This is a genomic window from Streptomyces sp. NPDC047880, assembly GCF_040706515.1.
Classification (GTDB): domain Bacteria; phylum Actinomycetota; class Actinomycetes; order Streptomycetales; family Streptomycetaceae; genus Streptomyces.
Genome location: NZ_JBEZOK010000001.1, coordinates 633,318 through 658,165, shown reverse-complemented (window position 1 = coordinate 658,165; position 24,848 = coordinate 633,318). Strand labels below are relative to the sequence as shown.

The 24,848-nt window shown below is 71.5% G+C and carries 23 protein-coding genes; 19 read left to right on the top strand and 4 right to left on the bottom strand.

Annotated elements, in window-relative coordinates:
* The first annotated feature begins 53 nt into the window (after nt 1–53).
* From AB0937_RS03165 to AB0937_RS03135, 7 genes are all read left to right on the top strand, one after another.
* Nucleotides 54–1,109: an ABC transporter substrate-binding protein gene (locus AB0937_RS03165; RefSeq protein WP_366709204.1), complete on the top strand. Its 1,056-nt coding sequence runs from the start codon at nt 54–56 to the stop codon at nt 1,107–1,109.
* On the top strand, nt 1,106–1,969 hold the full coding sequence (locus AB0937_RS03160) for an ABC transporter permease (protein ID WP_366709203.1): 864 nt from the start codon (nt 1,106–1,108) through the stop codon (nt 1,967–1,969). The genes AB0937_RS03165 and AB0937_RS03160 overlap by 4 nt, the downstream gene beginning before the upstream one ends.
* The gene (locus AB0937_RS03155; RefSeq protein ID WP_366709202.1) at nt 1,945–2,679 is read left to right on the top strand and encodes an ABC transporter ATP-binding protein; all 735 of its coding nucleotides are present in this window, start codon (nt 1,945–1,947) and stop codon (nt 2,677–2,679) included. Before AB0937_RS03160 ends, AB0937_RS03155 begins: the two co-directional genes overlap by 25 nt.
* Nucleotides 2,676–4,019 carry an LLM class flavin-dependent oxidoreductase gene (locus AB0937_RS03150; RefSeq protein ID WP_366709201.1) on the top strand — a complete coding sequence of 448 codons (1,344 nt, stop codon included), beginning with the start codon at nt 2,676–2,678 and terminating at the stop codon, nt 4,017–4,019. Before AB0937_RS03155 ends, AB0937_RS03150 begins: the two co-directional genes overlap by 4 nt.
* 25 nt (nt 4,020–4,044) lie before the next feature.
* Nucleotides 4,045–4,938 (top strand): TauD/TfdA family dioxygenase, encoded by an 894-nt coding sequence (locus AB0937_RS03145; RefSeq protein ID WP_366709200.1) that lies wholly within the window; start codon nt 4,045–4,047, stop codon nt 4,936–4,938.
* Between the two features lie 121 nt (nt 4,939–5,059).
* Nucleotides 5,060–6,439 carry an amino acid permease gene (locus AB0937_RS03140; protein ID WP_366709199.1) on the top strand — a complete coding sequence of 460 codons (1,380 nt, stop codon included), beginning with the start codon at nt 5,060–5,062 and terminating at the stop codon, nt 6,437–6,439.
* A gap of 134 nt (nt 6,440–6,573) precedes the next feature.
* Entirely contained in the window at nt 6,574–7,221 is a 648-nt protein-coding gene (locus AB0937_RS03135) for a superoxide dismutase (RefSeq protein ID WP_366709198.1), read from the top strand.
* Between the two features lie 115 nt (nt 7,222–7,336).
* Here the strand turns inward: AB0937_RS03135 and AB0937_RS03130 are convergent, their stop codons facing one another.
* From AB0937_RS03130 to AB0937_RS03120, 3 genes are read right to left on the bottom strand one after another with little or no spacing between them, the layout of a single operon-like run.
* A complete protein-coding gene (locus tag AB0937_RS03130; protein WP_366709197.1) occupies nt 7,337–8,113 on the bottom strand; it encodes an SAM-dependent methyltransferase in 777 nt (258 codons plus the stop codon).
* A gap of 12 nt (nt 8,114–8,125) precedes the next feature.
* A complete protein-coding gene (locus AB0937_RS03125) occupies nt 8,126–8,749 on the bottom strand; it encodes a histidine phosphatase family protein (protein ID WP_366709196.1) in 624 nt (207 codons plus the stop codon).
* Nucleotides 8,746–10,230 carry an FGGY-family carbohydrate kinase gene (locus AB0937_RS03120; RefSeq protein WP_366709195.1) on the bottom strand — a complete coding sequence of 495 codons (1,485 nt, stop codon included), beginning with the start codon at nt 10,228–10,230 and terminating at the stop codon, nt 8,746–8,748. The genes AB0937_RS03125 and AB0937_RS03120 overlap by 4 nt, the downstream gene beginning before the upstream one ends.
* 156 nt (nt 10,231–10,386) lie before the next feature.
* Between AB0937_RS03120 and AB0937_RS03115 the strand changes: the two genes are divergently transcribed.
* Genes AB0937_RS03115 through AB0937_RS03070 form a run of 10 tightly spaced genes read left to right on the top strand, consistent with a single transcriptional unit; the run spans nt 10,387 to nt 20,251 of the window.
* On the top strand, nt 10,387–11,808 hold the full coding sequence (locus AB0937_RS03115; protein WP_366709194.1) for a sugar ABC transporter substrate-binding protein: 1,422 nt from the start codon (nt 10,387–10,389) through the stop codon (nt 11,806–11,808).
* 2 nt (nt 11,809–11,810) lie between these two features.
* On the top strand, nt 11,811–12,689 hold the full coding sequence (locus AB0937_RS03110) for a sugar ABC transporter permease (RefSeq protein ID WP_366709193.1): 879 nt from the start codon (nt 11,811–11,813) through the stop codon (nt 12,687–12,689).
* Nucleotides 12,686–13,510, top strand: a complete 825-nt coding sequence (locus AB0937_RS03105; protein ID WP_366709192.1) for a carbohydrate ABC transporter permease — start codon at nt 12,686–12,688, stop codon at nt 13,508–13,510. Before AB0937_RS03110 ends, AB0937_RS03105 begins: the two co-directional genes overlap by 4 nt.
* Complete coding sequence (locus tag AB0937_RS03100; RefSeq protein WP_366709191.1) at nt 13,507–14,595, top strand: ABC transporter ATP-binding protein; 1,089 nt, start codon at nt 13,507–13,509, stop codon at nt 14,593–14,595. Before AB0937_RS03105 ends, AB0937_RS03100 begins: the two co-directional genes overlap by 4 nt.
* Nucleotides 14,592–15,422, top strand: coding sequence for a DeoR/GlpR family DNA-binding transcription regulator (locus tag AB0937_RS03095; RefSeq protein ID WP_366709190.1), 831 nt, complete (start codon nt 14,592–14,594; stop codon nt 15,420–15,422). The genes AB0937_RS03100 and AB0937_RS03095 overlap by 4 nt, the downstream gene beginning before the upstream one ends.
* Entirely contained in the window at nt 15,394–16,488 is a 1,095-nt protein-coding gene (locus AB0937_RS03090) for an ABC transporter ATP-binding protein (RefSeq protein ID WP_366709189.1), read from the top strand. The genes AB0937_RS03095 and AB0937_RS03090 overlap by 29 nt, the downstream gene beginning before the upstream one ends.
* On the top strand, nt 16,485–17,516 hold the full coding sequence (locus AB0937_RS03085; RefSeq protein WP_366709188.1) for a 2-hydroxyacid dehydrogenase: 1,032 nt from the start codon (nt 16,485–16,487) through the stop codon (nt 17,514–17,516). Before AB0937_RS03090 ends, AB0937_RS03085 begins: the two co-directional genes overlap by 4 nt.
* 19 nt (nt 17,517–17,535) lie before the next feature.
* A complete protein-coding gene (locus tag AB0937_RS03080) occupies nt 17,536–18,960 on the top strand; it encodes an FGGY-family carbohydrate kinase (RefSeq protein WP_366709187.1) in 1,425 nt (474 codons plus the stop codon).
* A 26-nt stretch (nt 18,961–18,986) separates the two neighbouring features.
* On the top strand, nt 18,987–20,024 hold the full coding sequence (locus AB0937_RS03075) for a glycerophosphodiester phosphodiesterase family protein (protein WP_366709186.1): 1,038 nt from the start codon (nt 18,987–18,989) through the stop codon (nt 20,022–20,024).
* Nucleotides 20,024–20,251, top strand: a complete 228-nt coding sequence (locus tag AB0937_RS03070; protein WP_234847965.1) for a hypothetical protein — start codon at nt 20,024–20,026, stop codon at nt 20,249–20,251. The genes AB0937_RS03075 and AB0937_RS03070 overlap by 1 nt, the downstream gene beginning before the upstream one ends.
* 3 nt (nt 20,252–20,254) lie before the next feature.
* Here the strand turns inward: AB0937_RS03070 and AB0937_RS03065 are convergent, their stop codons facing one another.
* The gene (locus tag AB0937_RS03065; RefSeq protein WP_366709185.1) at nt 20,255–20,893 is read right to left on the bottom strand and encodes a DsbA family protein; all 639 of its coding nucleotides are present in this window, start codon (nt 20,891–20,893) and stop codon (nt 20,255–20,257) included.
* A 137-nt stretch (nt 20,894–21,030) separates the two neighbouring features.
* On the opposite strand from AB0937_RS03065, the gene pepN reads away from it, so the two are divergent.
* Nucleotides 21,031–23,610 (top strand): aminopeptidase N, encoded by a 2,580-nt coding sequence (gene pepN, locus AB0937_RS03060; protein ID WP_366709184.1) that lies wholly within the window; start codon nt 21,031–21,033, stop codon nt 23,608–23,610.
* Between the two features lie 196 nt (nt 23,611–23,806).
* On the top strand, nt 23,807–24,847 hold the full coding sequence (locus AB0937_RS03055; protein WP_366709183.1) for a hypothetical protein: 1,041 nt from the start codon (nt 23,807–23,809) through the stop codon (nt 24,845–24,847).
* The last annotated feature ends 1 nt before the right edge of the window (nt 24,848 follow it).

Genomic DNA, 24,848 nt, shown 5'->3' with positions numbered 1-24,848 from the left:
TCCGCCGGGAATTCCGCGTGCTGTGCCGTCTTCCATAACCAGGGAGTACTCCCATGCCCTCGCCCTCCGTCGCCGGTGTCGACCGGCGCCTGTTCCTGACCTCACTGCTCGGTGTGACGGCCGCTGCAGCCGGACTGAGCGGCTGCGCGGACAACAGCGCCGCGGCCGAGGCGGCGTCCGACGCTCCTCTGGCCTCCAAGGTTCCCGCGGGGACGAGCCTGAAGATCGCGTCGTACCAGGGCGCGCAGCAGTTGCAGTTCAAGCTGGCCGGGTTCCGTGATCTGCCGTTCAAGGTGTCCAACTGGCTGAACATCGGCGCGGGCCCCGACGTCATCAACGCCTTCCGCGCGAAGTCCCTGGACGTCGCCAACAACGCGGGGATCCCGCCGATCCAGGCGCATTACCAGGGCTTCGACGCGAAGATCGTGGCGATCAACATCACCCGCAAGCCGAACTACCTCTTCGCCACCAAGCCCGGCAGCGACATCCGCAGGGTCTCGGACTTCCGGGGCAGGCGGCTGGCCTTCTCCCAGGGGCAGGCGCAGGGTGTCGTCCTGCTGCGGGCGCTGAAGAAGGCCGGGCTGAAGTACGACGACGTGGAGCTGGTGCCGCTGACCAGCAACCAGTTCCTCACCGCCCTGCAGTCCGGGCAGGTGGACATCGCCCCGCTCGCCAACAGCCAGGCGCCCGCCTACCTGGCGCAGTACAAGTCCGCGCGCACCGTCACCACGGACGTGGTGGACCTGCTGAACCTGCTGTGGGCGCCGGTCTCGGTGCTGAACGACCGGGCGAAGGCCGCCGCGGTCGCCGCGTACGTCCCGTACTGGGCGAAGAGCCAGGTGTGGACGTACGAGCACCCCGACGAGTGGAACGAGCAGTTCTACGTCGGGACGCAGAACCTGACGCTCCCCCAGGCGAAGGCCATCACCGCGCTGGCCAACAAGCCGCTGTTCCCGCCCAGCTGGGACGAGGCCATCCGGTGGGAGCAGGAGACCGCCGATCTGCTCGCCGAGGGCGGCTTCGTGAAGAAGTTCGACGTCTCCGAGCTCTTCGACCACCGCTTCGAGTCCCTCGCGGCCAAGGCCGTGCCCGCGGAGTACCGGAGGTGACCGCCGTGACCACGACGACCCACACGACCACGAAGGCCCCCGCACCGCTCGCCCCGGTGGAGGGGACGCACCAGGTGCGCAGGCGCCGGCGGCTCGCCCCGGGCAGGCGGCTGCCCGCCACCCGGCTCTTCGGGCCCGCCGCCGTCCTCACATTGTGGAGCGTCGCCTCCGCCGCCGGGCTGCTCGACCCGGGCGCGATCCCGGCTCCCTGGACGGTGCTGGAGACGGGCAGCCGGCTGTGGTCCGCGGGCACGCTGCCGGACGACATCCTGACGTCGTTGCGGCGCGCGGCCACCGGCTTCTCGATCGGTCTGGCCGTGGGGATCCTGCTCGCGCTGGCGTCCGGGCTGACCCGGACCGGGGAAGCGCTGATCGACGGGACGGTCAACCTCAACCGGGCCATCCCCACTCTGGGTCTGATCCCGCTGTTCATCCTCTGGCTGGGCATCGGCGAGACCTTCAAGATCGCCATCATCGCGATCGTCGTCTACATCCCGATCTACCTCAACACGCACGCCGCGCTGTCCGGCATCGACAGCCGCTTCGTCGAACTCGCCGAGGTGCAGGGCCTGTCGAAGCTCCGGTTCATCCGGCAGGTGGTGATCCCCGGCGCCCTGCCCGGCTTCTTCGTCGGGCTGCGGCTCGGAGTCACCGGCTCCTGGCTGGGCCTGGTGGTGCTGGAGCAGATCAACGCCACCAGCGGCCTCGGCTACATGATGTTCCAGGCGCAGAACTACGGCCAGACGGACGTCATCCTCGTCGGCCTGGTCGTCTACGGCGTCTTCGGCCTCATCTCCGACAGCGCGGTCCGTATCGTCGAACGGAGGGTGCTGTCATGGCGCCGCACACTGAGCAGCTGACCCGTCCCGCCGTCCAGCTACGCGGCTTGACACGGTCGTTCGAGGGGCGCACGGTCCTCGACGGCATCGACCTCGATCTGCCCGCCGGGCAGCTGACGGCCCTGCTCGGGCACAGCGGCTCCGGCAAGAGCACCCTGCTGCGGGCGATCGCCGGACTCGACCACGGCGTCACCGGCTCCGGGCAGCTCACCGCGCCCGAGCGGGTGTCGGTGGTCTTCCAGGACTCCCGGCTGCTGCCCTGGCGACGGGTCCTCGACAACGTACTGCTCGGCGCGGAGGGCAAGGACGCCGGCCGCAGGGGCCGTGCGGCCCTGGAGGAGGTGGGTCTGAAGGGCCGCGAGCGGGCCTGGCCGGGCGAGCTGTCCGGCGGTGAGGCCCAGCGCGCCGCCCTGGCCCGTTCCCTGGTCCGCGAACCGGAACTGCTGCTGGCCGACGAGCCGTTCGGGGCGCTGGACGCGCTCACCCGGATCCGGATGCACGGGCTGCTCAGGGAGCTGTGGGAGCGGCACCGGCCGTCGGTGCTGCTGGTCACCCACGACGTGGACGAGGCGATCGTGCTCGCCGACCGGGTGCTCGTCCTGGAGAAGGGCCGGATCGGCCTCGACCTCACCATCGACCGCGCGCACCCGCGGTCGTACCGCGAGCCCCTGCTCGGCGAGTACCGGGAGCGGCTGCTGGCCGCGCTCGGTGTCACGGAGGACCATCGATGACCCGCAGACAGCTGCACCTCAACGCGTTCCTGATGAACACCGGCCATCACGAGGCGTCGTGGCGGCTGCCGGAGAGCGACCCGTACGCGCATGTGGACCTGGCCCACTACGTACGGCTCGCCCGGATCGCCGAGCGCGGCACGTTCGACTCGCTGTTCCTCGCCGACGGCCCACAGCTGTGGAACAACCTCGCGCAGCGGCCCGCCGGGGCGCTGGAGCCGATCACGCTGCTGACCGCGCTGGCGACGGCGACCGAGCACATCGGCCTGATCGCCACGGCCTCCACGTCGTACAACTCGCCGTACAACCTGGCCCGCAAGTTCGCCACGCTGGACCATCTCAGCGGCGGCCGGGCGGGCTGGAACATCGTCACGACCGCCGGCGAGGAGGCCGCCCGGAACTTCGGTCTGGACGCCGAACCGGCGCACGCCGAGCGGTACGCGCGGGCCGCCGAGTTCCTCGACGTGGCGCTGAAGCTGTGGGACAGCTGGGAGGACGACACGATCGTCGCCGACAAGGCGGCGGGCGTGTGGGGCGACGACGCGAAGATCCACCCGCCCCGGCACCGGGGGCGGTTCTTCAGCGTCGAGGGCGCGCTCAACGTACCCCGCTCACCCCAGGGTTACCCGCTGCTCGTGCAGGCCGGCTCCTCCGAGGACGGCAAGCGGTTCGCGGCCCGGTACGCGGAGGCGGTGTTCACGGCCCAGCAGACCGTCGAGGACGCGCGGGCCTTCTACGCCGACCTCAAGGCCCGGACGGTCGCCGCCGGTCGGGACGCCGACCACATCAAGGTGCTGCCGGGCATCGTCCCGGTGATCGGCTCCACGGAGGCCGAGGCACGGGCGAACGAGCGGCTCCTGGAGGACCACATCGTGCACACGCACGGTGTGGACCGCCTGGAGCGGCTGTTGCAACTGGCCCCGGGCACCCTGGAGCTGGACGGTCCGCTCCCCTCCGACCTGCCGCCGGAGAGCGCCGTCGAGGGCGCCAAGAGCCGCTACACGCTCGTCGTCGAGCTGGCCCGGCGCGACCGGCTCACCGTGCGGCAGCTGATCGGGCGGCTGGGGGGCGGGCGCGGGCACCTCACCTTCGCCGGGACGCCCGAGCAGGTCGCCGACACCATCGGGCTGTGGTTCGCCTCGGGCGCCGCGGACGGCTTCAACATCATGCCCGCGGTGCTGCCGTCCGGGCTGGAGGCCTTCGTCGACCACGTCGTACCGATCCTGCGCGCCCGGGGGCTGCTCCGCACCGAGTACGGCGGCACCCGCAGCACCCTGCGCGAGCGCTACGGCCTCCCGCGCCCCGCCAACCAGCACGTCGTCGCCCCCGCCCTCGTCTGATCCCCTCGTCCGGAAGGAACCCGTCATGGCCATCGAGATCCACAAGGTCACCGCGCACATCGGCGCCCGCGTCGAGGGCGTCGACATCACCCGGCCCCTCGACCAGGAGACCTCCACCGCCCTCAGGGAGGCGCTCAACGCCCACAAGGCCCTCGTCTTCGACGCACGGGGGCTCGACGACGCCGGTCAGCAGGCCTTCGTCCGCCACTTCGGCGACATCACGACCGCCCACCCGACGGTGTCGGCGGTGGACGGCGCCCCGAACGTGCTGCCCGTCGACAGCGAGGGCGGCCGGGCCGCCAACCACTGGCACACCGACGTCACGTTCGTCCTCAACCCGCCGCAGGCCACCAGTCTGCGCAGCATCACCGTCCCGCCCTACGGCGGCGAGACGCTGATCGCCAGCTCGGCCGCCGCCTACCGCAACCTGCCGGAGTCGCTGCGCGGCCTCGCCGACACCCTGTGGGCCGAGCACACCAACGACTACGACTACGCCGTCCCGGAGGAGGACGTCGACGAGGAGCAGTCCGCCCGGCGCGCCCAGTTCACGTCGATCAAGTACCGCACGGTCCACCCGGTGGTCCGGGTCCACCCGCTGACCGGTGAGCGCGGGCTGTTCATCGGCGGGTTCGCCCAGCGGATCGCGGGCCTGTCCGCCGGCGAGTCCCGCAAGATCCTCGATCTGCTCCAGGCGTACGTCACCCGGCCGGAGAACGTCCTGCGCCACCGCTGGTCGCCGGACCAGCTCGTCCTGTTCGACAACCGCATCACCCAGCACTACGCCGTCGACAACTACGACGGCCGGCCGCGGCGCCTGCACCGGGTGACCGTCGCCGGGGACGTCCCCGTGGGCATCGAGGGCAAGGAGAGCTACTCCCTCGAGGGCGACGCCTCGCACTACACACCGGTCGCCGCCTGACCACACAGAGCGACAGAACTGTCCGCATGATGGAATGCCTCTTCGTCCCGGCGGAGAGGCACCCGAGACTGGCGGCGTTTTTGCCCTCGTACTCCCATCACGCATAGGACGAGCCGCGCCCATGCCCAGCACCACCACGGGGACGCCGCCCAGCGCGGACGACGTCGCCCTCTCCCACGGCCTGAAGCAGCGCCACCTGTCGATGATCGCCCTCGGCGGGGTGATCGGGGCCGGTCTGTTCGTCGGTTCCGGTGCCGGTATCGCCGCGGCCGGTCCGTCGATCGTGGTCGCCTACGCCCTCTCCGGCGCCCTCGTCATGCTGGTGATGAGGATGCTCGGCGAGATGTCGGCCGCGTATCCGTCGTCGGGGTCGTTCTCGGCGCACGCCGAGCGGGCGATCGGCCCGTGGGCCGGGTTCACGGCCGGCTGGTCCTTCTGGGTGCTGCTCTGCACGGCCGTCGGCCTGGAGGGCATCGGCGCCGCGAAGATCGTCAGTGGCTGGCTGCCGGGCACGCCGGAGTGGGCGTGGGTGGCACTGTTCATGGTCGTCTTCTGCGGCACGAACCTGGCCGCCGTGAAGAACTTCGGCGAGTTCGAGTTCTGGTTCGCGGCGCTGAAGGTCGGCGCGATCACCCTGTTCCTGGTGCTCGGCGTCCTGGCGATCGCGGGCGTCCTGCCCGGCACGGACTCGCCGGGCTCGAGCCACCTCACCGACTTCCTGCCGAACGGCGGTGAGGGCCTGGTCATCGGCCTGCTCGCCTCGGTCTTCGCCTACGGCGGCCTGGAGACGGTCACCATCGCGGCCGCCGAGTCGGAGAACCCCGTCAAGGGCGTCGCGAGCGCGGTCCGCACGGCGATGTGGCGCATCGCGCTGTTCTACATCGGCTCGATGGCCGTCATCGTCACGCTGGTCCCCTGGGACTCCAAGGCGGTCGTCGAGAAGGGCCCGTACGTCGCCGCCCTCGACGAGCTCGGCATCCCGGGCGCCGGTCAGCTGATGAACGTGGTCGTCCTGGTGGCCCTGCTGTCCGCCATGAACGCCAACGTCTACGGCGCCTCCCGCATCGCCTACTCGCTGGTGGAGCGCGGGCAGGGCCCGAAGGGGCTCGGCCGGGTCTCGGGCGGGGTGCCGCGGATCGCCGTGCTGGCGTCCTGCGTCTTCGGGTTCCTGTGCGTGCTGCTGAGCTACTGGCGGCCCAACGACGTCTTCGCCTGGCTGCTGAACATGATCGGCGCGGTGATCCTGGTCGTCTGGATCTTCATCGCCGTCTCGCAGCTGCGCCTGCGCCGCCGCCTGGAGCGCGAGGCACCCGGGAAGCTGGCCGTGCGCATGTGGGCGTTCCCCTGGCTGACCTGGGTCGCCCTGGCCGGCATGGCCGCGGTCTTCGTCCTGATGGCCCGGGAGCCGGACACACGCGTCCAGCTGTACTCGACGGGCGGGATGATCCTGGTTCTGGCGGCGGTCGGGTACGCGTGGCAGAAGGCCCGCGCCCGGCGGTAGCAGACCCACCGTTGAAGGCCCCCGCGACACACGCGGGGGCCTTTTGCGTGCCCGGGTCACCCCTCGGAGCCTTTCTGCTGCTAGCGTGCAGTTGCAATGCTGTTGCAATAAGAGGTCCGGAGGGGATCCCGTCCATGTCCGTCTACACATTGCCTGAACTGCCCTACGACTACTCCGCGCTCGCCCCCGTGATCAGCCCCGAGATCATCGAGCTGCATCACGACAAGCACCACGCCGCCTATGTGAAGGGCGCCAACGACACGCTGGAGCAGCTGGCCGAGGCGCGGGACAAGGAGACGTGGGGGGCGGTCAACGGGCTGGAGAAGAACCTGGCCTTTCACCTGTCCGGGCACATCCTGCACAGCATCTACTGGCAGAACATGACCGGTCCGAAGGACGGTGGCGGGGAGCCGCTGGCGCAGGACGGGGTGGGTGAGCTCGCGGACGCGATCACCGAGTCCTTCGGGTCCTTCGCGCGATTCAAGGCGCAGTTGTCCAAGGCGTCGGCCACCACGCAGGGTTCGGGCTGGGGCGTGCTCGCCTACGAGCCGCTGAGCGGGCGGCTGATCGTGGAGCAGGTCTACGACCACCAGGGCAACGTCGGGCAGGGCGCCACCCCGATCCTCGTCTTCGACGCCTGGGAGCACGCCTTCTACCTGCAGTACCGCAACCAGAAGGCCGACTTCGTCGCGGCGATGTGGCAGGTCGTCAACTGGCAGGACGTGGCCCGGCGTTACGAGGCGGCCAAGTCCCGCGCGGACGTGCTGCTGCTGGCTCCCTGAGGCCGTTGAAGCGTCCTGCCTCGTGATCGTCTTCTCACCCTTCACGGCGGCAGGCGGAAAGAAGGAGACCCCCGCGAGGACGTGACTCGCGGGGGTCTTCCCGTACCCGGCGGGCTCAGGGCTTGCGGGCCAGCCCGCCGTGCTGGCCGATCGGCTCGGCCGGGTCGCCCGGTTCGGGACGCCACAGCGGCACCGGGACCACGCCCGGCTCCACCAGCTCCAGGCCCTCGAAGAACGCCTCGATCTGCTCGGCCGGCCGCAGGAAGTACGGGGCCGCGCCCGTCTCGTTGTAGGCGTCCTGGGCCCGTTCGTAGGCCGGGTCCGTCCCGCGGGAGCCCTCGTTGAGGGAGAGGTGGCTGCCCGCGGGGAGACCGGCCAGGAGGCGGCGCACCAGGTCCCGGGCCTGCTCGTGGTCGGCCACGTGCCCCAGGATGCCGCTGAGGATCAGGGCCGTGGGGCGGGTGAGGTCGAGGGTCTTGCCGGCGGCCGCGAGGATCTCCTCGGGCTCGAAGAGGCTGATGGGCTCGTAGGCCGACGCGCCCTCGGGGGTGGAGGTGAGCAGGGCTCGGGCGTGCGCCAGGACCATCGGGTCGTTGTCGACGTGGACGACCCGCGCCTCGGGGGCGAGGCGCTGGGCGACCTCATGGGTGTTGTCGACGGTCGGCAGGCCGGTGCCGACGTCGAGGAACTGCCGTACGCCGGCCTCCTGGACGAGATACCGGATGCTGCGGCCCAGGAAGGCGCGGCTGCTGCGGGCGATGGTGACGATGCCGGGGAAGACGGCGGTGTACGCGTCACCGGCCGCCTCGTCCACCGGATAGTTGTCCTTGCCGCCCAGCCAGTAGTTCCAGATCCGGGCCGAGTGCGGCACCGATGTGTCGATCTGCGTCATGTGCCCATGGCGCTAAGGCATTTCGGTCCCGCACGGCACATTGAGTGAGAGGAGTGCGGCGGAACCGTCCGGGTTCATGCGCAGTTCGCTGATCGCCGCGTTCCGCAGCCTCGGGAGCACTCTGCGGTACTCGGCGACCGGGATCGACAGCAGGGTGCACAGCACCAGCCGCAGCAGGGTGTTGTGGGCGACGACCAGGACGCGTCCGCCGGCGTGGGCCGCGGCGATGTCCCGCAGGGCGCGTACGCCCCGGGCCGCCGCGGCCAGCGGGTCCTCGGCGCCGGGGAAGGAGTGCTCCACCGGGTCGGCCCGGTAGGCCGCGGCCCACTCCGGGTCCTCGGCCTCGAACTCGGCGAGGGTCCGGCCCTCCAGCACGCCGAAGTCGCATTCGCGCAGGTGGGGTTCGCTCTGCGGGGTGAGACCGAGGGCGCGGCAGGCGGGCTCGGCGGTGGCGACGGCCCGGGACAGCGGGGACGTCCAGATCGCATCGACGGGGTGGGCGGCGGCCCACCGGCCGAGGGCGTCGGCCTGGGCACGGCCGGTGTCGGTGAGGTCGATGTCGCTGATGCCGGCGTAGCGGTTCTCGGCGTGCCAGACGGTCTGCCCGTGGCGGGCCAGCAGGAGGCTCGTACTCATGAGGCGGAAGTATCCCGGTTCAGCCGGCTGTGCGCGTGCGCGGCGACCGGGCCGGGCAGCCAGCCGCGGTCCCGCAGGGCGTCGACCAGACGCGCGTACGGCTCGGCGAAGACCGCCGTGCGTGCGGGGCGGGGTTCGACGACGGTCCGGACGCGGACCATGCGTGCGGTGACGTCCGCGAGCGCACCGGTGCCCAGCACCCCGTACGCGGCCAGCGCCGCCATGCCGAGGGCCGGTTCGGTCTGCTCGGGGACGCGCGCCGGGCGGCCCAGGATGTCGGCGCGCAGCTGGTTCCAGTACGGGCTGCGGGCGCCGCCGCCGGTGAAGGTGAGCGGGCCGTCCAGGGGCGCTCCGAGGTGGTGCAGGTAGTCCAGGCACAGGCGTTCGGCGAAGCCGACGCCCTGGAGCAGCGCGGCCCACAGGTCCGCGTCCCCGGTGGGATCGCCCAGGACGAGCGGGGTCGCCTCCGGCGCGCGGAAAGGGAACCGCTCCCCCGGTGAGACGAGGGGGTAGGCGATGGCATGCGCCGGCTCGAACGCCCCGGCCCGTGCGTCCATGGCGGCCGGGTCGGCCTCCGGGAAGTGCGCCGCGAGCGCCCCGGCACCGACGCTCGACGCCCCGCCGGGCAGCCAGGTGCCGTCCGGTGCAAGGTGGTTGTAGACCACGCCCGCCGGGTCGCGGACGGGGTCGCGGGCGGCGCCCTTCAGTACGAGCGTGGTGCCGAGCACGGAGTTCCAGGAGCCGGGCCGCAGCGCACCGGAGGCGATCTGGGCGGCACAGCCGTCGGTCATCCCGGCGAGCACCGGCGTGCCGGCGGGGATGCCGGTGGCGTCGGCGGCGGCCGGGCCGACCTCGCCGAGGCGGGTCCCCGGGCGGACGACACCGGGGAACAGGCTCTCGGGCACGCCCAGTTCGGCCAGGGCGGCGGTCGGCCAGCGGTCGCCCTCGACGTCGTAGCCCGTCTTCAGGGCGTGGCTGGAGTCGGCCGGGGGCGGCGCGCCGGTGAGGCGGGAGACGATCAGGTCGGGCTGGTGCGTCAGGCGCAGCGAGGTGCCGCCGTACTCGCCGAGCAGCCACAGTGCCTTCGGCAGCGCCCAGGTGTCCTGGACCGCGAGCCCCGCCGCGCGGGCCCGTGCGGCCTCGGCCCCGGCCCGCGCGTCGTCGTACATCAGCGCGGGGCTCACCGGACGGCCCGACCCGTCGGTCAGCAGGACCGTGCCGGACGTGCCGCACACCGCGAGTCCGCCGACCTGCAGGCCCGGGGGCGCCGAGCCGAGGGCGGCCCTCGACGCCTCGCACAGGGCCGCCCACCACCGCAGCGGGTCCTGTTCGTGCCGCGCTCCGTTCCGCCGCCCGGTCAGCGGGGCCGAGCCGCGGCCGAGGACCGTGCCGCCGGCGCTGACGAGCAGCGCGCGGACGCTCTGCGTGCCCAGGTCGACGCCCAGCCAGCCCGCACCCTCGCCCGCACCGTCGTCCACCATCCGGAACCTCCCACACCGTCGCAGCCGGATCTGTGAACTTCTCACTGTGCCCCGATATTTTCCCGTGCGCGAGGGATTGACGCCCAACTTCAGCCGTTCCACCCTCTGTTAACGAGTCGACTCGACGTGTTAACCAGCTTCCAGGTGGAGGTACGGATGGACACGCACGTGCACGACCGCCGGAGGTTCCTCGCGCTCGCCGCCGGGGCTGCCGCGGCGCCCCTGCTGACGGCCTGCGGGGCCGGGTTCGGCGGGGACGACAGCAAGAGCGACGGGTCCGCCGCGGACGACGTCACCGGCTCCTTCGACTGGAAGCGGGAGAAGGGCACCACCGTCAAGGCCCTGCTCAACAAGCACCCGTACACGGACGCGCTCATCGCCGACCTGAAGTCGTTCACCGCGAGGACCGGCATCGAGGTCGAGTACGACGTCTTCCCCGAGGACAACTACTTCGACAAGCTCACCGTGGACCTGTCCAGCGGGCGTGCCTCCTACGACGTCTTCATGCTCGGCGCGTACATGGTGTGGCAGTACGGGCCGCCGGGCTGGCTGGAGGACCTCGGGCCCTGGATGCGCAACTCCTCGGCGACGGGCGCCGAATGGGACCAGGCGGACTTCTTCCCGAACCTGCTCCAGGCCGACCAGTGGTCCCTGAAGGCGGGCGCGCCGCTCGGCCAGGGCGGGCAGTACGCGCTGCCGTGGGGCTGGGAGACCAACGTCGTCGCCTACAACACCGAAGTGTTCCGCAAGCTCGGCGTGAAACCGGCCGAGACGTTCGACGAGCTGACCGAACTCGCCGGCGCCATCAAGCAGCGGGCGCCGGGTGCGGGCTTCGACGGCATGTACGGCATCGCCGTACGCGGGTCCCGCAGCTGGGCCACCATCCACCCCGGCTTCATGACGATGTACGCCCGCAACGGGCTGAAGGACTTCACGGTCGACGGAGGGAAGCTCACCCCCGTCATGAACAGCTCCGACGCCGTCGCCTTCACGGAGGACTGGGCCGGCATGGTCAAGCGGGGCGGGCCGCCGTCCTGGACGTCGTACACCTGGTACCAGTGCTCCAGTGACCTCGGCGCGAAGAAGGCGGGGATGCTGTTCGACGCCGACACGGCCGCCTACTTCCAGGCGGTGAAGGGCGCGAGCCCCGCCTCCGGGAAGATCGCCTTCCACCCCGGGCCGAAGGGGCGGGACGGCTCGCTCGCCACCAACATGTGGATCTGGTCGCTCGGCATGAACGCCAAGAGCAAGAAGAAGAGCGCCAGTTGGCTGTTCCTGCAGTGGGCGACCGGCAAGGAGCACCTGCGCAAGGGAGCGATCACCCACAACCACATCGACCCGGTGCGCAGGTCCGTCGCCGAGGACGCCGCGTACAAGGACAAGATGCGGCACCTGCCGGGCTTCCTGGAGACCTTCGAGACGGTCGTCGACCGGACGAGGATCCAGTTCACCCCGCAGGCGCAGTTCTTCGACGCGACGACCAGCTGGGCGGCGGCCCTCCAGGAGATCTACGGCGGCAAGGACGCCAAGTCGGTCCTGGACGGGCTGGCGGACGACCTCGCCGGCAAGGTGGGCTAGCCGTGCGGCTCGCGCTGCGGCCGTACCTCCTGATCGTCCCGGCCCTGCTGCTGACCTGCGGGATCCTCTACCCGTTCGGACTCGGCCTGTACTACACGCTGTTCGACTTCTCGGCGAGCAAACCGCAGCCGGACATGGTGCGGTTCGAGAACTACACGACCGTCTTCACCGAGGAGGCGTTCTGGAACTCGGCGTGGGTGACCGTGCTGTACGCGGTCGGGGCGGCCCTCGCCGAGACCGTGCTCGGCGTGGCCGTCGCCCTGCTGCTGCACCGGTCGACGATCGTCGGCCGGATCCTGGAGAAGATCCTGATCCTGCCGCTGATGATCGCCCCGGTGATCGCGGCGATCATCTGGAAGCTGATGCTCCAGCCGTCGGTCGGTGTCGTCAACCACCTGCTCGAGCCCTTCGGTCTGGGCGGCGTGCAGTGGACCGACACCCCGACGGGTGCGCTGCTGTCGTCGATCGCGGTGGACGTGTGGGTCTACACCCCGTTCGTGGCGATCCTCGCCCTGGCCGGGCTGCGGTCGCTGCCCACCTCGCCGTTCGAGGCGGCGGCCGTGGACGGCGCGGGGTGGTGGTACACCTTCCGGCGGCTGACCCTGCCGATGCTGTGGCCGTACGTGCTGGTCGCGGTGATCTTCCGGTTCATGGACTCGCTGAAGGTGTTCGACATCATCTACGCCCTGACCGAGGGCGGGCCTGGTGACGCGACGGTCGTCCTGCAGATCCGGGCGTATCTGGAGGCCATCCGCTTCCAGCGCTACTCCTTCGGGATCTCCTACACGATCGTGCTGTGGGCCGTGGTGTACCTGGCCGCGATGGTGCTGGTGAAGCACCTGGGGAAGATCCAGCGGAAGGCCGCGGAGGTCACCACATGAGGAAACGTGCCCTGGGGTGGCTGGGGGACGCCGCCCTGATCCTCTACTTCGTGTTCGCGCTGTTCCCGATCGCCTGGATGGTGATCCTGTCCCTGAAGCCGGCCGACCAGCTGTTCTCCACCTACTTCTCCTTCTCCCCGACCCTCGACGGCTACCGGACGGTCCTCGGCGACAGCGAGGGCATCCCGTTCGTGCGGTTCTTCGTCAACAGCCTGGTGGTGTCGGTGGGGGCGGTCGTGCTGTCACTGGTGGTGGGCCTTCCGGCGGCGTACGCCTCGGCCCGGTGGCGGTTCAAGGGCTCCGAGAACCTGATGTTCACGCTGCTGTCGTTCCGGTTCGCCCCCGAACTGACGGTGATCATCCCGTTGTTCGTGCTCTACCAGAAGCTCGGGCTGTTCGACACCTACGTCGGCATGGTCTGGGTGCTGCAACTCGTCACGCTGCCGCTGATCGTGTGGATCATGCGGTCCTACTTCGCCGACCTCACCCCCGAACTGGAGCAGGCGGCCCTCCTGGACGGCTACACCCGTAAGCAGGCGTTCTTCAAGGTGGCCCTGCCGCTGGTCAAGCCGGGCATCGCGGCCGTGTCGCTGCTGGCGTTCATCTTCGCCTGGAACAACTTCGTCTTCCCGCTGATCCTCACCTCCAACGAGGCCCAGACGGTGACCGTGGGCGCCCTGTCCTTCCTCGGCGGTGACCGGCCCAAGTACAACCTCACGGCAGCCGCCGCGCTGGTGTCCGTCGTACCGCCGCTGCTGCTGGCGCTGACGATCCAGCGGTATCTGGTGCGGGGACTGTCCTTCGGGGCGGTGAAGTCGTGATCCGGCTCAGCGGCATCCGGAAGGCGTACGGGAAGACCGTCGCGCTCGACGAGCTCGAACTGGAGGTCCGCGACGGCGAGTTCTTCTGCCTGCTCGGGCCCTCCGGAGCGGGCAAGACGACCACGCTGAAGACCGTCGCCGGGCTCGAACAGCCCGACTCCGGCACGGTCCTGCTGGACGGCGAGGACATGCGGGGTGTCGAGCCGTACGACCGGGGAGTGGCGATGTGCTTCGAGAGCTACGCCCTCTACCCGCACCGCTCGGCCTACGACAATCTGGCCTCACCGCTGCGTTCGCCCCGGTACCGGCTGCCCGCCGCCGAGGCCCGGCAGCGGATCGGCGCCGTCGCCGAACTGCTGGGCATATCGGGACTGCTGGACCGGCCCGTCGGCCGGCTGTCCAACGGCCAGCGGCAACGCGTGGCGCTCGGCCGGGTGCTGGTCCGCCCCGCCCGGGCCTTCCTGCTCGACGAGCCGCTCTCCCACCTGGACGCCAAGCTCCGCCAGCAGATGCGGGCCGAGCTGAAGGCGATCGGGGCCGTGCAGCACACCACCACCCTCTACGTCACCCACGACTCGGTCGAGGCGCTGGCGCTCGGCGACCGGATCGGGGTCATCCGGGAGGGCCGGATCGTGCAGACGGGCACCCGGGAGGAGATCTGGTACGAGCCGTGCGACACGGAGGTCGCGAGGGCCTTCGGCCGTCCGCGGATCAACCTGCTGCCGGGGGCGGTGACGGAGAACGGGGTGCGCGCCGACGGCGGCGTCCTGTTGCCGGTCCGCGCGCAGGCCGCCCCCGGCACGGACGTCCTGGTCGGTCTGCGGCCCCGGGACATCACCCTGCACGGCGAGGGCCACGAACTGGCGGGGACGGTGTACGTCACCGAGGTGCTCGGCCGGTCCGTCGAGGTCACCGTCCGGCTCGGCACCGGCGAGCAGCGGCTGTCCCTGGTGGCCCCCCGGGCGGACGCGGCGCGCCTTCGTCCGGACGATCCGGTACGGCTCGTGGTCCGGCCTGAGAACCTGCTGCTGTTCGAGGCCGACCGGCCGCAGCGACCGGGACGACGGATAGAGACAGAGTCATGAGCAGCAGCAGTGGTGGACAGCAGGGGCCCGCGGCACGCCAGGCCGCCATGGCCGAGCAGGTGCTGGCCGACGGTTCGGCGACGGCGGCGGAGCTCGCCGAGCGGTTCGGGGTGAGCCTGATGACCATCCACCGGGACCTCGACGAGCTCGAACGGCAGGGCATCGTACGGAAGTTCCGCGGCGGGGTGACCGCGCAGCCGTCAGGGGTCTTCGAGTCGAACGTGCAGTACCGGCTGAAGACCATGCGGGCCGAGAAGGCCGCCGTCGCCGAGCACGCGCTGCGCATGGTGGAGCCCGGCATGGCGATCCTGCTGGACGACTCCACGTCCACGCTGGAGATAGCCAGGCGGCTGCGCACGGCCGAGGTCACTCCGCTGACGGTCGTGACCAACTTCCTGGAGGCCATCAACCTCCTGTCCGACCAGCGGGGCATCCACCTGATGGCGCTCGGCGGCGACTACGACCCGCTGCACTCCTCGTTCCTCGGGGTGTCGTGCGTGGAGGCGGTCGAGCAGCTCCGGGTGGACCTGTGCTTCGCGTCGACCTCGGCCGTGCACGGGGGTTACGCCTACCACCAGGAGCAGCACATCGTGTCGGTGAAGCGGGCGATGCTCGACGCGGCGGCCCGCAACGTCCTGCTGATCGACCACACCAAGCTCGGCCGGGTCGCCCTGCACCGGGTTGTCCCGCTGTCCCGCTTCGACATGGTCCTCGTCGACGACCGCGCGTCGCCGGAGGCACTGCGGGACCTGGACGAGCACAAGGTCCGTTACGAGGTTTGCGGCACGAAGGGCGGCCATGACGGGAACGGGACTGGAGCTACGTGAGCTGCGCAAGACGTACCGGTCGCGCAGGCGGCCACCGGTCGACGCCGTCCGTGGCATCGACCTGAGCCTGCGCTCCGGGGAACTGCTGGGGCTGCTCGGACCCTCCGGCTGCGGCAAGTCGACCACGTTACGGATGATCGCCGGTCTGGAGTCCGTCACCGGCGGGGACATCCTGGTCGGCGGGACCTCGGTCGTGGAACGGCCCGCCCAGCAGCGGAACATCGGGGTCGCCTTCGAGAACTACGCCCTCTATCCGCCGCTGTCCGTCGCCGAGAACCTGGCGTTCGGCCTGAAGGCCCGGCGCGGGGCCGCCCGGGGCTCCAGGGGGGACGTCGAGCGCAAGGTGAAGGACATCGCCGAGCGGGTCGGTCTGAGCGACCTCCTCGGCGCCCGCCCGGCCGGTCTCTCCAGCGGCCAGAAGCAGCGGGTGTCGCTGGCCCGGGCCCTGATCCGCGAACCGGACGTGCTGCTCCTCGACGAACCGCTCTCCCACCTGGACGCGGCCCAGCGCGACACCACCCGCCGCGAACTCAAGCGCATCCAGAAGGACCTGGGCCACACCACGATCCTGGTCACCCACGACCAGGAGGAGGCCCTCTCCCTCGCCGACCGGATCGCCGTGATGAAGGACGGCGTCATCCAGCAGCTCGGCACCCCCTACGAGATCTACGACAGCCCGGCCAACGTGTTCGTCGCGGACTTCGTCGGCGAACCCGCGATCACCCTGCTGCCCGGCGTCTCCGGCGGCGACGGCCACGCCCGCCTCTCCGACGCGGTGCGCATCGCGCTGCCCGTGCCGGTGGAACGGGAGCGGGAGGTGGTGGTCGGGATCCGCCCCGAGGACGTCCGGCTCACCGGGGAGGAGGGTCTGCCGGCCCGGGTCGTCGCCCACGAGCCGCTGCTGGAGTCGGGCCTGGCGACCCTCGCCCTGGATGGGGTCGAACGGCCGCTGGTCGTCCTCACCGGCCCCGAGGTGCGGCTCGCCCACGACGAACGGGTCCGGGTCGCCGCCGACCCCGGGCACACCCATGTCTTCGACGCCGAGACGGGAGACGCACTGCGATGACCTCCGAGGAGAGCCTGCGTGTCGTGGCCGCCGGTGACCACTTCGTCCTGCCGTCGCTGATCGCGCGGGCGGTGCGGCACGAGGTGGCGCGGGCCGATGTGACGGAACTGAGGCTCGGCTGGCCGCTGGAGCCGTTCGGGCCGGTCGCCGAGGTGCAGGAGGCCAGTGACGCCGAGGACGCGGTGATCGAGGCGCTGGCCGGGGCGCAGGTCCTGGTCACGCAGATGGGCCCGGTCACCGAGAAGGTCCTCGCCGCCTGCCCGGACCTGAGGCTGGTGGTGGTCTGCCGGGGCGGGCCGGTCAACGTCAACCTGGACGCGGCGAAGGAACGTGACGTGCGGGTCTGCTTCGCGCCGGGCCGCAACGCCGCCGCCACCGCCGAGTTCACCGTCGGGATGATGCTGGCGGCCCTGCGCCGCATCCCCCAGGCCCACGATCCGCTCGCCCGGCACGGCAGCTGGGAGGGGGCGACGTACTACACGTACGAACACAGCGGCCTGGAGCTGGAGGACCTGCCCGTCGGTCTGGTCGGGTACGGGGCGGTCGGCAGCCGGGTCGCACGGGTGCTGTGCGCGTTCGGGGCGCGGGTGATGGTCCACGACCCGTATGTGCACGGCGAGATTCACGGCCTGCGGATGGCCTCGCTGGACGAACTCCTGGGCCGCTCGCAGGTGATCACCCTGCACGCCCGGCTCACGCCCGAGACGCGGGGGCTGATCGGCGCCCGGGAGCTGGGGCTGCTGCCGTCCGGTGCGGTGGTGGTGAACGTGGCCCGGGGCCCGCTGCTGGACGAGGGCGCGCTGTGCGACGCGCTGGAGAGCGGCCGGGTGTCGGCGGCGGCGCTCGACACCTACGAGCGGGAGCCGCTGCCGCCCGGGTCCCGGCTGCTGGGACTCGCCGACCGTGTGGTCCTCACCCCCCACCTGGGCGGGGCGTCGCGGGCGGTCGCGGAGAAGGCCGCCCGGATCGCCGCCGAAGAGGTGGGCCGCTGGGTGCGCGGGGAGCCGCTCGCGCACTGTCTGACCTGAGGACCGGGAGGAGAGCCGCATGTACGTCGGTATCGATGTGGGGACGTCCGTGGTCAAGGCGGCGGCCTTCGACGCCATGGGCCGTCAACTGGCCGTGGAGTCCCGCCCGGTGGGCCTGACACTGCGGGACGGCGTCGTCGAGCAGGACATGGAGGAGGTGTACGGGGAGGTCGTCGCGGTGCTCCGGGCGCTGACCTCCGCCGTGACCGAGCCCGTCGAGCTGGCCGGGCTCACCGGGCAGGGCGACGGGGTGTGGCTGGTCGACGGCGAGGGCCGGCCGGTGCGCCCCGCCGCCTCCTGGATGGACGGGCGGGCGCACGGGCTGGTCGACCGGTGGCTGGCGGACGGCACCTTCGAGACGGTGTTCCGGCGCACGGGCAGCGCGATGTTCCCCGGCTGCCCGGGCCCGCTGCTGGCGTGGCTGGACCATCGTGAACCGAAGGCGCTGGACGCCGCGACGGCCGCCCTGTACTGCAAGGACATGGTGTTCCAGCGGCTGACGGGAGCCGCGCCGACGACGGATGTGTCGGACGCGTCGATGCCGTTCCTGGACCCGCGGACCCGGACGTACGACGACCGGGTCGTGGAACTGCTGGGCCTGACCCACCGGCGCGGCCTGCTCGCCCCGGTCAGCGACCCGGTCGCGACCGCCGAGGCGCGGGGCGAGGGCCTGCCGTCCGGGACCCGGCTCGCGAACGGGCCGTACGACCTGCCGGCCTGCGCGCTGGGTGCCGGGGTGACGTCGCCGGGCGACGGTCTGCTGATCGTCGGCACCTGTCTGGCCAGTCTGGTCGCCACCACCGAACTCGACCTGAGCGGCGAGCCGGCCGGCCTGTACATCTCCACCGACCGTCCCGGGCACTGGCTGCGCGCCATGCCCGCGATGGTGGGCACGGCGGCGCTGGACTGGGTGCTGTCGACGACCGGGGTGCGCCATGACGAGGTGGACGGCCTGCTGGCCGCGACCCCGCCGGGCGCGCACGGCGTCCGGGTACTGCCGTACTTCGCACCCTCCGGCGAACGCGCTCCCTTCGTCGAGCCGCGGCTGCGCGCCGAACTCACGGGCGTCTCCCTGGAGTCGACACGGGGCGATCTGGTCCGCGCCACCTGCGAGGGCATCGGGTACGCGGCCCGGCACTGCCTGGACGCGGCGGGCCTCACCGGGAGCCTGGCCGTGTGCGGCGGCGGCACCCGCAGCTCAGCCTGGATGCGGCTGCTGGCCGATGTGCTGGGACGGCCGCTGCGGGTCGTGGAGGGCGAGGCGGGCGCTCGCGGGGCGGTCCTGGCGGCGGCCGAGCGGTACGGGGTGCCGCTGGACGCGGTGGCCTGGACGAAGCCGACGGCGGTCGTCGAGCCGGACCCGGAGCGGGCCGCGTTCTACACGAGGGGTTACGCGGAGCACCTGGACCGGCTGACGCAGGCCCGGGACCGGGCCCGCAAGTGAACCTGCCTTCTGCAAAGGGGAGTTGCATGCAGCTCGGACGGAGATCCCTCCTGCTCGCGGCGGCCGCCGGAACCGCCACGGCCACCGCGGGCGCCCCCGCGGGGGCCGCACCCCGCAAGGGCGGCGGCCCGGTGGTCATCGGTCACCGCGGCGCGGCCGGCTGGCGCCCGGAGCACACGGCGCCCTCGTACACCTACGCGGTGCAGACGGGCGCCGACTGGATCGAGCCGGATCTGGTGCCGACGAAGGACCATGTGCTGGTGGTCCGGCACGAGAACGAGATCTCCCAGACCACCGACGTGGCCCGGCACCCGGAGTTCGCGGACCGCCGTACGACGAAGACGGTCGACGGGCGGGCGGTCACCGGCTGGTTCACGGAGGACTTCACGCTGGCCGAACTGAAGACGCTGCGGGCGGTGGAGCGGCTGCCCGCGGTCCGCAACCGCAACACCGTGTTCGACGGGCGCGCGGAGGTCATGACCTTCCAGGAGGTCGTCGATCTGGCACGGCGGCTGTCACGGGAGCACGGCCGGACGGTCGCGGTGTTCCCGGAGACCAAGCACCCGACGTACTTCCGGTCCATCGGCCTGCCGCTGGAGCCGAAATTAGCCGCCGCGATCCGCCGCAACCGGCTCGGCGGGCGCGAGTGCGTGGTGCAGTCCTTCGAACCGACGAGCCTGAAGCGCATGACGGACCTGGGCGTACCGCTGTGGCAGGCGCTGGGGACGACGGGCGGCCCGTACGACCTGCCCTCGACGACGTACCGGGACATGATGACCCCGCAGGGGCTGGCGGGGATCGCGGAGTACGCGGACTGGATCGGGCCGGACAAGTCGTCGCTGGCCGGTACCTCGCTCGTCGCGGACGCGCACGCGGCGGGGCTGCGGATCGGCCCGTACACCTTCCGGGCGGAGAACCAGTTCCTGCCGGAGCGGTTCCGGCGCGGGAGCGGAGCGAACGATTTCGGGGACGCGTTCGCCGAATACGCGCTGTACTACCGCATGGGGGTCGATGCGGTCGTCACCGACTTCCCGGATCTGGCGGCGATCGCGAGGAGGGGCTGATGACGGTGAGCCGGGCGTGCCGGACCTGCGGCAGCATGCAGGAGTTCCGGATGTTCAACGCCGCCGAGCGGGCGGCGGTCCGGGCGGAGAAGGGAGCCGGGCACTTCGTGGACGACTACTGGCGCTGCACGGCCGTCGGCTGCCGGTGGTACCAGCGCTACCTCAACCGCGGCGAGGACGGCCTGCTCCCGGAGGAACTGAAGATCCAGGCCGTCCCCGCCGAGTGAGCCCTACAGGTTGGAGAAGTCCGGGCCCTTGGTGCGGGTGCGCTTGATCTCGTAGAAACCGGGGACCGACGCCACGGCGAGGGTGCCGTCCCAGAGGCGGCCGGCCTCCTCGCCCTGCGGGGCCGGGGTGACGACGGGGCCGAAGAAGGCGATCTGCTCGCCGTCGGGTCCGGGCACGGCGATGACCGGGGTGCCGACATCCTGCCCGACCTTGTCGATGCCCTCCTTGTGGGAGGCGCGCAGCTCCGCCTCGTACGGGGTGGAGTCCCAGTGCTCCAGGAGGGACTCGGGCAGGCCGACGTCCTTCAGGGCGGCGGCGACGGTCTCCTTGCCGGGGCCCTCGGCCTGGTTGTGGATGCGGGTGCCGAGCGCGGTGTACAGGTCGCCGAGCACCTCGGGTCCGTGCTCCTGCTGTGCCGCTATGACGACCCGGACGGGGCCCCACGCCTTGGTCTCCAGCAGCTCGCGGTACTCCTCGGGCAGCTCGTCGAGCCTGTTCTCGTTGAGGACGGCGAGGCTCATGAGGTGCCAGCGGACCTCGATGTCCCTGACCTTCTCCACCTCCAGCACCCAGCGGGAGGTCATCCAGGCCCAGGGGCACAGCGGGTCGAACCAGAAGTCGACGGGGGTCTTGTCCGGCATTTCTCTCCTCGGAAGGCAACCGTTTCTCCGGCAACGCCGGTATGCGCTCGCCTCATTCCCGGCTGCCCCGTGTCAGGTGCGCGTGGCAGGATCGGTCCTGTTCAGCCGTACCCCACGACAACCGAGGAGTGCCGCCCGTGCCCGGTGAGAATCTGTCCCGCGACGAGGCCCGCGAGCGGGCCGCCCTGCTGAGCGTCGACGGGTACGAGGTGTCCCTCGACCTGCGTTCCGCGGTCGGTGAGGACCGGGGGGACGGACCCCGCACCTTCCGCTCCGTCACGACGATCCGCTTCCGCTGCAACGAGCCCGGGGCGAGCACCTTCGCGGACCTGATCGCGCCGAGTGTGACGGCCGTCTCGCTCAACGGCCGTGATCTGGACCCCGGGGAGGTCTTCGACGGCTCCCGGATCACGCTGGAGGACCTGGCCGCGGACAACGAGCTGGTGGTCGACGCCCAGTGCGCCTACTCGCGCACCGGTGAGGGCCTGCACCGCTTCGTCGACCCCGAGGACGGCGAGGTGTACCTGTACACGCAGTACGAGCCGGCCGACTCCCGCCGGGTCTTCGCGAACTTCGAGCAGCCCGACCTGAAGGCCCCCTACCGCTTCGAGGTGCGGGCGCCCGAGGGCTGGACGGTGTGGGGCAACGGGGCCGGTGAGCAGGCCGACGGGGTGTGGCGGTTCGCCGAGACCAAGCCGATCTCGACGTACATCACGTGCGTGGTGGCCGGCCCGTACCACTACGTCACGGACTCCTACACGCGCACCTTCACGGACGGCACGACGCTGGAGATCCCGCTCGGCGCCCTGTGCCGCAAGGGCCTCGCGCCCCACTTCGACGCCGACGACGTGTTCCTGGTCACCAAGCAGGGCCTGGACTTCTTCCACGACCACTTCGACTTCCCGTACCCGTTCGGGAAGTACGACCAGGCGTTCGTGCCCGAGTACAACCTGGGCGCGATGGAGAACCCGGGCCTGGTGACGTTCCGGGAGGAGTTCATCTTCCGCGGGAAGGTGACACAGGCCTCCTACGAGGGCCGGGCCAACGTCATCCTGCACGAGATGGCGCACATGTGGTTCGGCGACCTGGTCACCATGGAGTGGTGGGACGACCTGTGGCTGAAGGAGTCGTTCGCGGACTTCATGGGTGCGTTCTCGCTGGTCGGCGCGACCCGCTTCGCGGGCGGCTGGATCACCTTCGCCAACCGCCGCAAGGCCTGGGCCTACCGGGCGGACCAGCTGCCCTCGACGCATCCGATCACGGCGGACATCCGCGACCTCCAGGACGCCAAGCTCAACTTCGACGGCATCACGTACGCCAAGGGCGCGTCGGTGCTCAAGCAGCTCGTGGCGTACGTCGGTGAGGACGCGTTCCTGGAGGGCGCCCGGCGCTACTTCAAGCGGCACGCGTACGGCAACACGCGCCTCGGTGACCTGCTGTCGGTGCTGGAGGAGACCAGCGGCCGGGACATGGGCGCCTGGTCGCGGTCCTGGCTCCAGACGGCCGGGGTCAACTCGCTGACGCCGCAGGTGCTGCTGGACGCGGACGGCCGCGTCGAGGAACTGGCGGTGATCCAGGAGGCCGCCGAGTCGCATCCCGAACTGCGTCCGCACCGGGTGGCCGTGGGCCTGTACCGGGTGACGGACGGCGGCACGCTCGAGCGGTACGCGCGCGTGGAGACCGACGTCGACAGCGCCCGGACGGTCGTGGCGGATCTGGCCGGCGCCGAGGCCCCCGACCTGGTCCTGGTCAACGACGACGACCTGACCTACTGCAAGATCCGCTTCGACGAGACCTCGCTGGCGACCCTGCGCGAACACCTGGGCGCGATCACCGACCCGCTCGCGCGTGCCCTGTGCTGGTCGGCGCTGTGGAACATGACGCGTGACGCGCTGCTCCCGGCACGGGACTTCGTGGACCTGGTGCTGCGCTTCGGCGGGCGCGAGTCCGAGATCGGCGTCGTGCAGATGCTGCACGCCTGGGCCGAGTCGGCGGTCACGCACTACACGGCGTCCGCCCGGCGGGAGACGGCCGCCCGGCTGCTCGCCGAGGGTGCCCGGCGCGAGCTGTACGCGGCCGGGCCGGGCAGCGAGCACCAGCTGGCCTGGGCGCGGTTCTTCGCCCGGACGGCCGCCGCCGAGGCCGACTTCGAGCTGCTGCGGGACCTGCTCGCGGGCACGGCGGCGGTCGAGGGCCTCGACCTCGATCAGGAGCTGCGCTGGGTGTTCCTGGAGCCGCTGGCCGCGCACGGGTTCGTCGACGAGAAGGCGCTGGCCGAGGAGCTGACCCGGGACGACACGGCCTCCGGCAAGCGGCACCAGGTGCGCTGTCTGGCCGCCCGCCCGTCCGAGGCGGTCAAGGCGCAGGCGTGGGCGCAGGTCGTGGAGTCGGACGCGCTGTCCAACGCCATGGTCGAGGCGACCATCGCGGGCTTCTCCCAGGGCTCGCAGCGGGAGCTGATCGCGCCGTACGCCGGGAAGTACTTCGCGGCGATCGAGCGAGTGTGGGCCGAGCGGTCGATCCAGATCGCCATGCACGTGGTGCAGGGCCTGTTCCCCTCACTCCAGCAGTCGCGGGAGACGCTGGACGCCACGGACGCGTGGCTGGACGCCCACAAGGAGGCGGCTCCGGCGCTGCGCCGGCTGGTGCTGGAATCCCGTGACGACTTGGCACGGGCGTTGCGTGGACAGGCGTGCGACGAGGCCGCTGACCAGTAGCTTTGGCCTGAGATCGGGGCGTTCCGTCTTCGTTACGAGACGAATGCCCCGCGAGCCGTAACCCCTGGCCCGCACCCGAACGGACCAGGGGCTTTCGACATCCGAACATCCGTCCTTTAATGCTGGGTTGTCCGTGTTTGTCGACGGACTTGTAACAGCGGTTCAAGGGCGGCCCGGGCGCGGGAAATTGCGGGGCATGACCCACAACGCCCCGCTCTCCCCCCGCCCCCTGCACGACCTGTCCGGCGGTGGCCGTCCCCGTGTGATGACGGCGGCGCAGCTCCGCTCGCACGGTGTGTCCACGACCGAGACGAACGACCTGTGCCGTGCGGGCGGCCCCTGGCAGCGGATCCTCCCGGGTGTGGTCCTGCTCCACCCGGGACCGCCGACCAGCGAGGAGCGGCTGCACGCGGTGCTGATGTACGCGGCGCGGGAGGGCGGCACCGGGGTACCGGCCCAGCCCGGGGCGAGCCGGCCGCACGCCCCCGCCTGTCCCGAGGTGATGATCACCGGCCTGGCCGCGCTGACGCTGCACGGCTTCTCCTCCACTCCCCCGCTGCCGTCCCTGGACGCGATCGACGTCCTGGTCCCGCGGATGCGGCGGTTGCGCTCCACGGGCTGGGCGCGCATCGTCCGCACGCCGGTCATGCCCGAACCCGAGCAGGTCACGGGGGTGCCGGTGGCTCCGGTGGCCCGCGCGCTCGCCGACGCGGTGGCCGGACTCGAGGACGCCGGCACCGTCCTCCGGCTGCTCACGGAGGCGGTCCGCGGCGCCCACTGCGACCCGGCGGCCGTGGTCCGCGAACTGAACCACGCCCGGCTGCTGAGCCGCACGCACGTCGTGGACGCCGTGGAGTCCCTGCTCGCCGAGGGGCGGGCCCGCGCCGAGGACCGGCTGTACCGGATGATCGCCGAGTACGGCCTGCCCGACCCGGTCTGGAACGTCGACCTGCGCCTGCCGGGCGGCCCCTATCTCGGCGGCCTCGACGCGTACTGGCCCGAGCAGGCGGTGGCGGTGGAACTCGACACCCGGGCACCCCGGCAGGACGACGGCGCCCTGAGGTCCGAGTACACCCGCAAACGCGAGCACCTGGAGCGGCTCGGCATCACGGTCGTCCACATCACCCCGAGGAAGCTCCGCGACTCCCCCGAGCAGCAGGCGACGGTGCTCCGCACGGCCCTGATGGCCTCGGCCGACCGCGAACCGGCCGCGTACGTGGTGGTGCAGCCCCGTTAAC